Origin of the sequence: Burkholderia sp. Se-20373, from assembly GCF_017104705.1 — a bacterium.
Classification (GTDB): Bacteria; Pseudomonadota; Gammaproteobacteria; order Burkholderiales; family Burkholderiaceae; genus Burkholderia.
This window is the reverse complement of record NZ_JAAGPH010000002.1, coordinates 71,241-85,045: the sequence shown is the minus strand read 5'-3', so window position 1 is coordinate 85,045 and position 13,805 is coordinate 71,241. Positions and strand designations below refer to the sequence as shown.

Here is a 13,805-nt window from a genome sequence, read left to right as displayed (position 1 = left end):
CACCCAATCGATGTCAATCGGCGATGACGCCGGCCCGCGCATGCGCGGCCCTGCCCCTGTATTGCCTTACCGCGATTGCTCGCCCGCCGCCAGTTCCGGTTGCACGGCCGCCAACCGACGCTGCAGCACGGCCGGCGCGGTTTCCTTCAGCAGCAGGCTGACCACGATGCCCAGCATGACCGCGCACATCGGCAGCCACAGAATGTTCTGGATGCCAAAGTGTGCGGCGACGTAGCCGCCCATCGCCGGCGCGATGCCGCCGCCGAAAATCTCGCCGACCCCGACCACCACGCCGATCGACGTCGACACGAGCCCGATGGGCGCGGCCTCCGTCGCCACCGGGCCGGACAGCAGCGACACCAGCCCGAGCGTGAAGAACGACGCAACGAACAGTACCCCGAACAGTGCGAGCGGCTGCGGGCCGAGGCCACGGAAGATGTAGAGCATCACGGCCGTTCCCGCGAAGCCGACGATGCTCGCGACGCGGCGGCCGATCAGATCGGACAGGCCCGGCAACCCGAACTGCCCGAGAAAACCGCCGAAACCGATCGCCGACACGACGAGGCCCATCTTCTGCGTGCCGAGCGCCAGGTAGTCGGTCAGGTACAGCGGCAACAGCGCGCCGAGCACGAATACGCCCGTCATCGCGCAGCACAACGCGGCCATCGCGACGAGGATGTTGCGGCTCTTGAGCACGTGGCCGAGCGATGCCGGCGCATGCTCCGACGCGACGACCTTCGTGACCTTCGGCTCGCGGATGACGAAGAACATGATCGCGCCGAGGATCAGGCCGGGCACGGCCACCAGCGCGAAGACCCAGCGCCACGACACGAAGCCGAGCAGCTGCGTCGCGATGATCGGCGACAGCGCGAGCCCGAACAGCGCGAAGCCGCTTTGCTGCAGCCCGAGGTTCAGCCCGCGCCGCCGCGGATGCGATGCATCGGCCGTCGCGGCGAAACTCGTCGGGCAGAACGAGCCCTCCGCGACGCCCATCAGGCCGCGAATCGCCATCAGCCCGAGCAGGCCGCCCGCGAGCCCCGAGAAGCCCGACAGCAGCGAGAACGCGAGGATGGCCGGAATCAGCACCTTGCGGCGGCCGATCTTGTCGGAGATGCCGCCCATCAGCGCCGCGAAGATGCCCCACGACAGGCCGAGCACGCCGATGCAGTTGCCGACGTCCTGCGCGTTCAGGTTGAGGTCCTTCATGATCGAAGGGAACAGCGGCGCGATCAGCCAGCGATCGAGGCCGACCAGCCCGAAGCCGAGCGCCAGCAGCGTGACCGCCTTCCACTCGTATGAGGTATCCCACTCGTTTGCTTTCATGTCCGTCTCCGTGGACACAGGTTCGCCTGCGCGCGCCGCAGCGCCTGCGCATGAGCCAGGTCCGATGGTTTTTGTGTGCGACGCGAATCGCGAGGAAGTGCCGACTGGCGTTCGGGTGCGACGCGTTGGGTTCAATCAGCCGACGTCACCACGATAGGTGCACGGCCGCCAATCGGGTAGGGAACAACCGGCGAACGCGCCATTCGCGAAACGCAAATAATCGCGGGCGGTGCCGGGAACGGTCGGCGGGGAAGCGCGAAGAGCGCGGGCGCGGCGTCGAAGTGACGCTCGCTCATGCATCACGGGGGAAATCCCTCATGGACATCGGGGCATCCACGCAAGGCGCCATGCATGCACAGAAGTCGTCCGCCGGGTAGCGGGGGGGGCGAAAAACAGGGGCAAACCAAGATGCACCGGACGAGCACCCGCGCAATCCCGTTCACCTCTCTTTCCGACACCGCAATGCGCCGCAGTTCGTCCAGACATGGGATGGATCTTATTCTTCACACCTTTCATTCAACTTATTTCGACGAAAAACAACTCATTATTCGCCGATCCAACAATAAATTTTCATTCAAAATATTCACGTCCGTTACTAAATACAAATTTCAATCCTCCCACAAAGAATGTTAAATACAGTTCCCTCGAAATATAAAAACTATCTCTAAATATCAAAACATTTATCGCGACAAATAAGTTTGATACCCTCCATCGCAAATTTCCCAGAACCTTCTTTTTATTTACCTTAAAGCTCAATTCGAACCAGTCCGAATTGAGAACGAAAATAACGAGATTGCGGTGATGTCGATAGAAAGTACCTTCCGAAATTTTGCGTCCGGTCTGATGGGCGGCAACAAGCGGTCGGTCGATCTCTATTTCGGGCTGGCGCAACGCACGGTCGGCCATCTGCTGGCGCTCCATCACGCCGATATTCGCGAAGGGTTGATATCGGGGATCGACGGGCAACTGACCTGCGTGTCCACCCACGCGCATCTATCGCCTGCGCTGTTTCTCGGTCTACCCGTGTCGGTCCGGCTGACGACCGATCGCGGCGGCATACGAACGATCAATGCGATCGTGCGCGACGTGCGGACCGGCCAATCCGACGGTGAACTGACCGTGTATCAATTGCACGTGTGCGACGCCCTGTCGCTGATGGACCGTCGCACGAACGCCCGCCTGTTCCGATCGTGCAACGTGATCGACATTCTGGCGACGCTGATGAATGAGTGGAAACATCGCAGCCCCGCACTCGCGCAGGCATTCGATTTCGACCTGTCGGCATTGCGGGCCGAACGCTATCCGGTGCGCGAACTGACACGGCAGGTGAACGAATCCGACGCGCGCTTCATCCGGCGTCTGTTGCGTCGGGACGGCATCACGGTATTTGCGAAGGCGGGACCGATCGGCGGGGCGAGCGGCATGCCCGACGAACGCCCGGTCCACACACTCCAGTTTTGCGACGATCCCTATCGCCTGACGGAAGCGCCGGCCGGCACCGTCCGCGTCCATCCGCGCGATGCCGGAGTCGAACCACGCGACACGGTAACGCTCTTTGCATGCTGCCAAGGCCTGTCGCCCGGCCAAGTCAGCCGTCCGTCGTGGGACTACAAGAAAGCCCGTGTAGACGAATCCACGAGCGTCACCGACATCGATCAGGGCGAGTCGGGAAACGACCTTGCGAACCTGCTGACCGACGTCGCGATCGACATTCCGCACGTCGGCGATTCGTGGAGCGATCACGATCGCCTCACGCACGACCGGATGCTCGCGCATCAGTTCGAAGCCGTACGCCATGAAGGCATCAGCAGTGTGCGCGACCTGCCGGTCGGTCACTGGTTCATGTTGACCGGCGCCCCCGAGCTGGATATGAAGCCCGCCGATCATCGCCAGTTTGTCGTCACGTCGGTTCGGCATGATATCTGGAACAACCTGCCGAAGATCCTGGCAGGTCGCGTGAGCGGGCTGTTCACGGCAAGCCGTCACCTGGCGCAAGTCGTTCCGCCGGCACCGGCCGATGCATCGGAACGAACGGACACGCGCTATGAGAACCGTTTCACGTGCGTGCGACGCGGCGTGCCGCTCACGCCCGCCTACGATCCGCGAATCGATGTGCCGCCGGTCCATCTGCTTACCGGCACGATCGTCGGCACACCGGGAGAGGAAGTGTTCTGCGATGAAGCCGGCCGCGTGCGCGTGCAGATTCACGGCTACGACCCGGTCGATCACGCCCACGCGCAAGGCGCCGGAACGACCGGCCTGGCCGGCGACAGTGCGCCGATTCGCGTCGGCGCGAACCTGGCGGGGAAATACTTCGGCGCGCTTTTCCTGCCTCGGGTCGGCATGGAGGTTTTGCTGGGCAGCCTGTCGGGCGATCCGGACCGTCTGGTGATCATCGGAATCCTGAGCAACGGCGCGAACCCGCCCGCGACCTTCAGCGATACCGGTTCGCTACCCGGCAACCGTTACTTGTCCGGGATCAAGACCAAGGAAATCAACGGCCATCGGTACAACCAGCTTCGCCTGGACGATACGCCGTCGCAGATTTCGGCGCAGTTGGCGAGCGAACATGCGCACTCTCAACTGAATCTCGGCTATCTGACGCAGCCCCGTCGTGATGGACACGGGAGCGACCGGGGTGAAGGCGCGGAACTGCGCACCGACGCCGCTGCGGCGTTGCGCGCCGCCCAAGGCATGCTGTTGACGACCTATGCGCGGTCGCACGCGACCGGCGGTCAGCTCGATCGCGATGAGCTGATTCACTTGCTCGACCAATGCACGGAGCTGTTCAAGTCGCTCGGCGATTACGCCGGCCAGCACGGCGGGCAATCCGCCGACACGGCCGGCCAGGACAACATCGCGCATGCATTCCGTCACTGGAAGCCCGGCCAGTCGGAATCCGGCGCCACCGGCGACGCATCCGCGTTCATGGCGTTCGGCGCGCAAGCGGGGTCGCTGAACGTCACGCCGAAAACGCACGTCACGTATGCGGGCGAGAACATCAATCAGATCGCGCAGCAACACATGCAGATCACGAGCGGCGAGCGAATCAATCTGCATGCGGGACACGGCATCGCGATGTTCGCGCATAGCAACGGCGTATCGGCGATCGCGAATCAGGGGAAAGTCGCCCTTCAATCGCAGAACGGCGACACGCAGATCGAGTCCGGCAAAAACATCCAGTTGACTGCGGCCGACGGCAAGCTCGCCGGCACGGCAAGCGACGAAGTCGTATTCGTCACGTCCGGCGGCGCGTATCTCAGGCTGCATGGCGGCGATATCGAACTGGGGTGCCCCGGCAAGTTCACCGTGAAATCCGATGGCCATGCATGGGATGGCCCCGCAAGCATGAGCGTCGACTTGCCGACATTCGATCAACGTCCGCTCGGCCGCGTCCCGAAGCTGATCCGACCAACGGACGGTCACGCGGCACCGGGGTTCGAAGGACAGATTCGAAAGGCATCGGGAACGCTGTCGGATTTGACGACCGACATCGCCGGGGAACTGCCGGAGGTCGATACCGACCGGTTCGAGAAGCTGGCGGTTCAGTTCGCCAAGAAGAATGTTTAACGCAAGCGCAGGACTCCGTATGACTGATTCATCTCTCGATCCTCGACCGGCTGCGGACGCCCGCACCAACGAGCATGCCGCAAAGACCGACGTGCCCGACGCCGTTGCGCCGCGCCCGGAGCCGCCGCAGATCGTCGTCGGCCGGAGCGAAGGGGTCGCGATGTGGACGAAAGGCACGCGGCTGATCTGCCTCAAGCAAATGCCGTTGCCCGGTATCGTCATCTTCGTGCATGGCGTGAATTCCGAAGGTGAATGGTTCGAAGCCGCCGAGCAGGGGCTGTGCGATGGCCTGAATCGCCGGCTCGGGCGGCTGGACGATCAACTCAAGTATCGCGGTATCGAGGCCGGGCAGTTGGTGCCTGTGAAGTACACGGAAAGCGTGACGCCTGACGGGTTTTTGAATCCCAAACTCTGGGCCGGCGACTACATCAAATCCGACCCGTCCTTCTCTCCCGTCATTCATTTCCGATGGGGCTATCGGGCGACCGCCGCTGAGCTGAAAGAGTATGGTGACAAGATCTTTCTGAACGAGAAGGACTACTGGGGCGGCGGCCCGTTCACGAACGGTTGCGCGAGCCTGCCCGATCTCTGGCACGGCGGCCTCGACGACCGCGCGGCCGGGTGGTTGACCGTCCAGGGGATCAACCCGACCAATCGGCCGCTGTATCGCGCGCCGCCCCGCGCATATGGCGTGCTCGCAGCCTTGCGTCTCGCCAAGCTGATCGAATCGATTCGCCGCATGCAGGCCGACGTGCCGATCACCGTCGTGTGCCATAGCCAGGGCAACATCGTGGGCCTTGCCGCGGCTTTCTTCGGCGATGCGCTGCCCGACGTCGAAGATCCGTGGGGGCGTAGCGGGCATTGCGTGGCCGACGCCTACGTGCTGGCGAACGCGCCGTACAGTCTTGCGCGTGCGGACGGTCCGAATCCCTCCGATACGTTCATGGATACCTGGTCGCAACGCGCGACCAAGGACAGCAAGGGCCGACGCGGACGGCAGACCTACGCCGCGCGCACGAAGACGTTCGGCAAGTTTCTGTCGATCATCGACACTCGGAAGGCCTATGAACTTTCCGCGGACAAGATCGATGAAGACATGGCGAACGAACGGGTATCGCCGACCAGCAAGAAGTCTTATGCAGCACAAGACGATCGGGTATGCCACGGCCTGAATGGATCGACGTATGGTCGCGTCACCGCGTATTGCTGTCCGCACGATCAGGTGATTTCGGCGATCACGGTTCAAGGCATCGGCTGGCGCGGCATCGACGAGAACGAGCTGAACGATATCGGCGTCCCCGGCGTGCTGACGCAGCGCGTCTTTGCCTCCGGCTTCCACGTCGGCGTGCAGAAACAGTATCGGTATCGGGAGGATGACTGGCGGTATGTACAGAAGGGAAAGACGTCGGGCTTCTGGTATCCGCCTTCACCGCCTGCCAAATTCAACCTCATCGGTGCGCTCAAGGGAAACGAGTCCGTGTTCGGGGTGGCGGCCACGCTTGCATCCGCGCCGATCATGTTTTTCGTGACCCAGATCAGCTCGGCATTGAATATGTTCCGCGTGAACGCCATTCCGCCGGAAGGCTGGACCGTGGTGGCGGACGCGCCGGCACTCGACGAACCGTTCCCGCCGAAGGCGTTTCGGTTCGGCAAGCCCATCGAAACGAAGGACGGCAATGCGACAAGCGACTTCAACGAAGGCAACGATCCGCCGGCCGCATGGCGCGACGCAAGCAAGAGCGAGGCAGACAAGCGCGCGGACGATCCCTACGATCAGTACACGGCGAAGAACAAGGACAGCGTCGCGCAAGGTACGGCGGAGAGCGAAGCCGGACAGCGTTACGAGGACCGCGCGTTGATGCGGATGGAGGCCCGGCGAACGCTGAATACGGAATGGCTCGATGGTGATGGCCACGTGATCGGTGAGGACGGCAAGAGCGAAATGCCGGAGGGCTACAAGGAATGGCGCGACAAGCAGATTATCGATTGGCTCGATCGTGGCTCGACCAACAGCCCGACGAATCATTCCACGACGATGACCAATCCGAAGCATGCGGAAAAGGCGCTTGCGTACGATGTGGCGATTGGGGTTTGCTATTTGACGCCCGAGCAACTCTATGACTTGCGGATTGAGGCGGATTGGCGGATGGGGGACGGCATTCCCAACGAAAATCCGAACAAGAAGTACTACGACTATTTTTCACGTGGAGAACTTGACGATCTATCGATACAGAGTTGGATCCATGAGGAGAACAGCGAAGGCAGAATGCCGACCGCGATCACGGACGAACGCGAAGGACAGTTCTATCTGAAGGTCGGGGGTGCGGTATGAAGGTGCTGATCGTTAAATGGCCGCGACGTTTCGCGGTTGCGGTCGCTGCGTGGATGATAGCGGCTGTACTCATGGCATCACTGATGGCGCACGTAGAACAACCGGACCCGGCACAGTTGGAATTTGGAGATTGGATGAAGCGATTTGTAGTTGTACCCAGTTTGGTAGCACTCGTGGTGTTTCTGTTTACTACGGCCATGATGCGTTCGGCGCATTCCGCGCCAACCCCTGAGTTCGTAGCAAACTCAGCCCCGGCCGTCGCAGAGCCGGCGAAGCCATTTGTTGCCCAGGTTGTCGGCCTGATCTGGTTGAATCCTTTGCAACGCATGGACTACCCGACCGAATGGCAATTGTTGTGGACGCAAGGACTTGCCGCGCCGAACAAGAATGACGATATGGTACGCACCGATCCGCAGTCCTTTACTACTCTCCAATCGGTTGCGGGCATCGCATATGGCAACCGTGGAGCAGAAACATTTAGAGGGTTCTATCGCAAGTACATGTACAAGTTTCCCTTGCTGATTCGCTCACGCTACGCAAGCAACGCAAAATACTTTTATACGGTCAAACCTGACGATACAAAAGACTGGCGCGAGTTGGCTGGTATCCGTGTTGAGCTCGCGATTCCGGAACGGCTCGACGCGGACGAGTCGAAAGCCTATTTGCAGGACTCGATTCGAAAATCGTTTTCGATCGGGAATACGCATTTTCCAACGATGTGGAGCCGCAGCGCGCTCCCCGACGTACAAATCACGCAAGGCGGCGCGAACGCCGGCTTCACTTCATTGAACAACGCATTGGACTACTTGCAGGCGAACCCCGACAAGAGCGTCTGGGTGATGAACTGGGACGCACCCAACTTCCCGCCCACGGATGCACAGATCAACGAGAATCTGGTCGTGCTGTTCCTCGCCGGCCCGACGTTCAACACCGAGCGCGAACCGCTCGCGTGGATCAGCAAGGCCGCGACCGGTAACACGCATGATTTTCCGCAGAAGGTCGGCACGACCCGCGCCGTGCAGGCGTGGAAGGCGACCATCGACCAAGCGGCGCGCAACGCCGGCATCGCGGCCGCCGACCTCAACTACATCGTTCACGACGCAGGCAAAGGCAGCGACGCATCGTCGGCACGTCTTGCCGCGCTCGCGCAAACCTTGACGGAAACGCTTCCCGCATACGACCACCACAAACAGACATTCAACACAGCCGCCCTACTCGGCGACATGGGCACCGGCAGCGCATTGACCGACGTCGCGCTCGCCATCGGCCGAATCAACCACTTCGGCGGCAACGCACTCGTCGCCGGCACGACCGATCCGGATCACCCGGTCGCGGTCGTCGTCCGGCCACCGTCGAAGCTCACGCCGATCGATCCCGACAAGGACTGGTTCCGCGCACGCGGCGGAAACAACGCCTACTTGCCGTGGTGGGGACGTCGACACGACACAAATTACGGCATGCAAGGCTATTCATGGTGATGCACACCGGCGCGGCAGATTGCTTCATCCGAGCGTGATCGCCGCGTCAGACCTCAAACCATTTGGAGGACGAAATCCCATGCGGGGAATTATCCGGGTAGAAGATACGCACACCCACGGCGGCCGGGTCGAATCCGGCGCCCGAAAAAGCACCGTGATGGGGCGCTCGGTCGCCCGCATCGGCGACCCATGCTCGTGTCCGATTCATGGCGCTTGCACGATTGCCGAAGGCGACACGGCCTTCAAGGTCGAAGGTCGAGACGCTGCCTTCGATGGTCACAAGACTTCATGCGGCGCGACCTTGATTTCTTCACTTCACACTTCCGGGCGAGTTTGAATGCAAAAGACCCGACGCATGACTGCCGAACAGTTCCGCCTGTTGCGCGTGCAAAATACACGAATCAAGCCTTTGAACCAGTGGGCTCTCCATGAGATTTTCGTCAAGGGCCGATCACAACGGGCCGTGGCGGCGGAAGTCGGCATGACGTGTTCCGCGATGTCGCAGCTTGTACGGAAGGTGTGGCAGCGGTATCTGGAGCTACCGGGAAACTACACGCGCCTCACCACCCTCACGATCACGATCCCGGCCAGATATGAGCCCGCACTCCAGGCATGGGTGCGGGATGCCTATCGATTGGCGATGCAGAATGAACAAGATACGGCGACCTGATCGGCAATTCACCAAAGACTCAACCCAGCGGAGACCACGCCTCCGGCAGGCAAATCGTCGACGTGGCCCGCTCGATCTGCTGCGGCCCGCCTTTCGGCGGCCAAAGCCCTTCGGCATAGTGGCGCGCGCGCAATGTCATGCGCTCCTCCAGGCTCGAGAACCCCCAGATATGGGCAATGCGAGGCGGGCCATCGATCGCGTACATGTTCGCGACGAGATGCGACGTATAGGCTTGCGCCGGGCCGACCGCCTGCTCCCATGCGGCGATCGTCGGCGCGATTCCGGCCGGCTTGAGCCAATAGCGGCGAAATTCGTAGAACCTGCCGTGTGTCGACGGCTCGATCGCGGGCAGGAACGGAAACAGTTCGTAGGTTTCCATGCTGATGCCCACGTGGTCACGGTCGATATTGAACGGCCCGCCGCTCATCAACGCACGACGGCGCTCCTGCTGCAGCTCGTCGATTTCATCGAAGCCGCGCAGCACGACGATCTGCCCCAACTCGCCGATTTCGGAACGCCATGCGCCGAGGAGACGCCCCGCGGCCCCCGGATCCGTTACCCATCGGTGTGCGCCGGCGGAAACCGCATCCTGCTCCAGCAGCAAACACGACAACGTCGTCAGTTCATACTGCATCTCGATCATCCCTCGCAAAATGGGCAGCGGACACGCAAATCGCACTCGCCCGCCGACAGAAAAATAAATTTCCCCCAATCCCACTTCCGATAAAACGTTATTCCATATCAAGCAGAATCGCCAGCCTACTTTGGATCCTTTTTCCCTCCTGTCCCCCGTATCATTTCTTCCATTCCGAAAGAAACGAGCATGAGAAGGACATGAGCGACACCACCACGCTGCACTACCTCGACTACGCCGCCACGACGCCCGCCGATCCGCGCGTGATCGAAGCGATGACGGCCTGCCTCGGCTTCGACGGCATCTTCGGCAACCCGGCATCGAGCTCGCACGCCGCCGGCCGGCTCGCGAAAGACAAGGTCGAGCAGGCCCGCGCGCAAGTCGCCGCGTTGATCGGCGCGGACGCCGACGAGATCGTCTGGACCTCGGGCGCCACCGAATCGAACAACCTCGCGCTGAAGGGCTATGCGGAAAACGCGACCGGCAAGCGCCACCTGATCACGAGCCGCATCGAGCACAAGGCCATTCTCGACACGATGGCGAACCTGTCGAAGCACGGCTCGACGGTCACGTTCCTCGCGCCCACGCGCGACGGCGAAATCACCGCCGACGCGGTCGCTGCCGCCATCGGCCCCGATACGGGCCTCGTGTCGCTGATGCTCGTGAACAACGAACTCGGCACGCTGACCGATATTGGCGCAATCTCGCGCATCGTGCATGACGCGGGCGCGCTGCTCCACGTCGACGCCGCGCAGGCGCTCGGCAAGACGCCGATCGGCGTGCGTGCGCTCGGCATCGACATGCTGTCGATGTCCGCGCATAAGGTGTACGGCCCGAAGGGCATCGGCGCGTTGTACGTCCGCCGCGATATCGCAAATCAAATCGCGCCTCAGATTCATGGCGGCGGGCATGAGCGCGGCTTGCGTTCGGGCACGCTCGCGACGCATCAGATCGTCGGCATGGGCGTGGCATGCGAACTGGCCGCTGAAAAGCTCGACGGCGAAGCCGCTCGCATCGCGGCGCTCGGCGCGCGCCTGACGGACGCACTGGTCGCACTCGGCGATGTCACGCAGAACGCGGCCGCCGCGCGCCGCATCCCGCACACGCTGAGCCTGACGGTGAATGCGCCGGGCTTCTTCCCGTTCATGCTCGGCGAAGCGCTCGCGGTGTCGTCGACGTCCGCATGCAACTCGACCAGCGGCGCACCGTCCCACGTGCTGACCGCGATCGGCCTCGACGCGGAAACGGCCGGCCGCACCGTGCGCGTGAGCTTCGGCCGCTTCACGACGGAGCAGGATGTCGACTTCGCGATCGCCTGCTTCCGCCACGCGATCGAGCAGTGTCGCGCGACGGCGGCCAACGGCTTCTCCGCGTCGCGGCAGATCACGCCGGCCGACCTGAAGGCGATCCGCAATGCCGGCTTCCGCTCGGTCATCTGCAACCGGCCTGACGGCGAAGGCGACGCCCATCCGGCGTTCGACGAAATCGCCGCGGCAGCCCGCGAACTGGGCCTCGAAGCACGCTATCTGCCGGTCGAGCGCGACGGCATCGGCGATGCGGAGATCGATGCCTTCGGCGCACTGGTCGATACGCTGCAGAAGCCGGTGCTCGCGTACTGCCGCAGCGGCAATCGCTCCGGCATGCTGTGGAATCGCTGGTCCGCCCGACGCACGGCCGCGGCCACGGCCACGGCTTCGGCCTGACCGGGATCATCGCCTCGTTCCGTTCCGCCACCCGCGTTCGCGCACGAAGCCGATGCTTCGATGCGCGGCCGGGTGTCGGCCGCGATTAAAACCCCTTCAGTCCCCCTCATCCCCGCTCACCGGCGTGTAAATCGCCAGCTTCAGCGCGGGATCGTCGTTCGCCTGGAACGTCGCGTATTCATAACGCTGCGCGCCCCGTTGCGCATGCGCGAACACCTTCTGCCCTGACACACCGCTGCGCACGTCATGCGCATCCCACCATTGCGCGAACGCGCTGCTGCTCGTGCGCAAGCGCGCCACCAGCGCGATGAACGCCGGATCGCTCGCATGGAGATCGTGGCTCGCGCGAAACAGCGCGATCATCCGGCATGCTTCGTCGGCCCAGCTCGCGGCGAAGAGCTGACGTGCGTGCGGCTCGACAAACATGTAGACGAGGATGTTGCGGTCGGCTTCCGCGAGCCGGTCGAAGCCGAGCAGGTCGGCCGCCGCGGCATTCCACACGAGGATGTCCCAGCGCCGCCCGGTCACGTAGGCGGGCTGGTTCAGGTTCGCCACGAGCCGCACGATGGACGGCGGCACGCGCTCCCGCACGAACACCCGTGATGCGTCACGCCGCGCGAGTGCGCGCAGGTGGGCGGCCTCGGCCTTGTCCAGCCGCAGCGCGCGCGCCAGCCCATCGAGCGTCGCCTCCGACGGGTTGACGTCGCGCCCCTGCTCCAGCCGCACGTACCAGTCGACACCGATGCCGGCCAGCTCCGCGACTTCCTCGCGCCGCAGGCCGGGCGTGCGCCGGCGCGGGCCGTCGTGCAGGCCGACGGCATCCGGGCGCAGCTTCTTGCGCCGCGAGCGCAGGAAATCGCCGAACGGGGTTCGCGGGGTGACGGTCATCGGGTGCGCTCCGTGCAGGGTGGTATCGGGCAATCCTGGGTTCGTGCCGGGCCTTGTTGCGGATTCTAAGCCTGCCAGAATCGGCGCGTCTCCCACCGTCAGGAAACCTCATGAAAGCTGCGATTCTGAAGTCGCTCGGCACGCCGCTCGCGATCGAAACGATGCCGGACCCGGTGCTCGGCACCGGCGAGGTCATCGTGGACGTGGTCGCGACGCCGGTTTTGCCCTACGCGCAGGAAGTGTTCAGCGGCGAACGCCGCTATCCGATCGCGCTGCCGATCGTGCCGGGCTGCGGCGCCATCGGCCGGGTCCGGCAAAGCGGCCCGGATGCGACGCAGCTGCGGCCCGGTGACTGGGTGTTCTGCGATCCGACCGTGTGCTCGCGCGACGATGCGCGGATGCCCGACATCGTGCTGCAGGGCTGGAGCGCACGCGGCGAAGGCGGCCAGCAGTTGCAGCGCCATTTCCACGATGGGCCGTTTGCCGAACGGGTGCGCGTGCCGACCGAGAACGCGGTGCGCATCGGCGAGATCGCGCCGGCCGATGCCGCGCGCTGGTGCGCGCTCAATACGATGCTCGTGCCGTACGGCGGGCTGCTCGCGTCCGATCTGCGCGCGGGCGAGATCGTGCTCGTGAGCGGCGCGACCGGCCACTTCGGCAGCGCATGCATCGCGGTGGCGCTGGCGATGGGTGCGCAGTGCGTGGTCGCGCCCGGCCGCAATGCGGGTGTGCTCGCGGATCTCGCGCGCCGCTTCGGCGAACGCGTGCGCCCCGTCGCGCTGACCGGCGATGAAGGCACCGATCGCACCCGCATGCAGCAGGCGGCACCGGGGCCGATCGACTGCGTGATCGACCTGATGCCGCCGTCGGTGCCGGCGACGACGGTGCGCGCCGCGGTGATGGCGGTGCGGCCCTACGGGCGCGTGGTGCTGATGGGCGGCGTCGGCATGCTCGGCGGCGCGGGGGCTGGAGTTGCCGTACCCGTGGATCATGCGCAACGACATCACGCTGCGCGGCAAGTGGATGTACCCGACCGAAGCCGCGACGCTGATGGCAGGGCTCGTCCGCGGCGGGTTGCTCGACCTCGGGTTGTTCGACGTAACGTGCTTCCCGCTCGACGAAGCGAACGACGCGGTTGCGCATGCGGCGGCGAGTGGCGGGCCGTTCAGGATGACGGTGATTGCGCCTTGATGTCGGCGCGCCGCTC

Annotated in this window: 9 protein-coding genes and 1 pseudogene; 7 read left to right on the top strand and 3 right to left on the bottom strand. The window is 63.5% G+C overall.

The features are described 5' to 3' along the window. Positions 1 to 66 precede the first annotated feature (66 nt). Positions 67 to 1,323 (bottom strand): MFS transporter, encoded by a 1,257-nt coding sequence (locus tag G3N96_RS01150; RefSeq protein ID WP_206135934.1) that lies wholly within the window; start codon positions 1,321 to 1,323, stop codon positions 67 to 69. Positions 1,324 to 2,124: 801 nt separating this feature from the next. Here G3N96_RS01150 and G3N96_RS01145 point away from each other — a divergent pair. The 5 genes from G3N96_RS01145 (at position 2,125) to G3N96_RS01125 (ending at position 9,373) form a co-directional block, all read left to right on the top strand. Continuing rightward, positions 2,125 to 4,893: a type VI secretion system Vgr family protein gene (locus G3N96_RS01145; RefSeq protein ID WP_206135933.1), complete on the top strand. Its 2,769-nt coding sequence runs from the start codon at positions 2,125 to 2,127 to the stop codon at positions 4,891 to 4,893. A 19-nt stretch (positions 4,894 to 4,912) separates the two neighbouring features. After that, a complete protein-coding gene (locus G3N96_RS01140; protein WP_206135932.1) occupies positions 4,913 to 7,225 on the top strand; it encodes a hypothetical protein in 2,313 nt (770 codons plus the stop codon). Beyond that, positions 7,222 to 8,703, top strand: coding sequence for a virulence factor (locus tag G3N96_RS01135; RefSeq protein WP_241022400.1), 1,482 nt, complete (start codon positions 7,222 to 7,224; stop codon positions 8,701 to 8,703). Before G3N96_RS01140 ends, G3N96_RS01135 begins: the two co-directional genes overlap by 4 nt. Positions 8,704 to 8,782: 79 nt before the next feature. Then, on the top strand, positions 8,783 to 9,040 hold the full coding sequence (locus G3N96_RS01130) for a PAAR domain-containing protein (protein ID WP_089443418.1): 258 nt from the start codon (positions 8,783 to 8,785) through the stop codon (positions 9,038 to 9,040). Then, positions 9,041 to 9,373 carry a TrfB-related DNA-binding protein gene (locus G3N96_RS01125; RefSeq protein WP_185634224.1) on the top strand — a complete coding sequence of 111 codons (333 nt, stop codon included), beginning with the start codon at positions 9,041 to 9,043 and terminating at the stop codon, positions 9,371 to 9,373. 19 nt (positions 9,374 to 9,392) lie between these two features. Here G3N96_RS01125 and G3N96_RS01120 read toward each other — a convergent pair whose 3' ends face one another. Then, positions 9,393 to 10,016, bottom strand: coding sequence for an NIPSNAP family protein (locus tag G3N96_RS01120; protein ID WP_241022399.1), 624 nt, complete (start codon positions 10,014 to 10,016; stop codon positions 9,393 to 9,395). 191 nt (positions 10,017 to 10,207) lie between these two features. On the opposite strand from G3N96_RS01120, the gene G3N96_RS01115 reads away from it, so the two are divergent. After that, positions 10,208 to 11,710, top strand: coding sequence for an aminotransferase class V-fold PLP-dependent enzyme (locus G3N96_RS01115; protein WP_206135931.1), 1,503 nt, complete (start codon positions 10,208 to 10,210; stop codon positions 11,708 to 11,710). A gap of 96 nt (positions 11,711 to 11,806) precedes the next feature. Here G3N96_RS01115 and G3N96_RS01110 read toward each other — a convergent pair whose 3' ends face one another. Then, the gene (locus G3N96_RS01110; RefSeq protein ID WP_206135930.1) at positions 11,807 to 12,598 is read right to left on the bottom strand and encodes a helix-turn-helix transcriptional regulator; all 792 of its coding nucleotides are present in this window, start codon (positions 12,596 to 12,598) and stop codon (positions 11,807 to 11,809) included. Between the two features lie 110 nt (positions 12,599 to 12,708). Between G3N96_RS01110 and G3N96_RS39815 the strand changes: the two are divergent. Continuing rightward, a pseudogene (locus G3N96_RS39815) lies at positions 12,709 to 13,789 on the top strand (zinc-binding alcohol dehydrogenase family protein). The last annotated feature ends 16 nt before the right edge of the window (positions 13,790 to 13,805 follow it).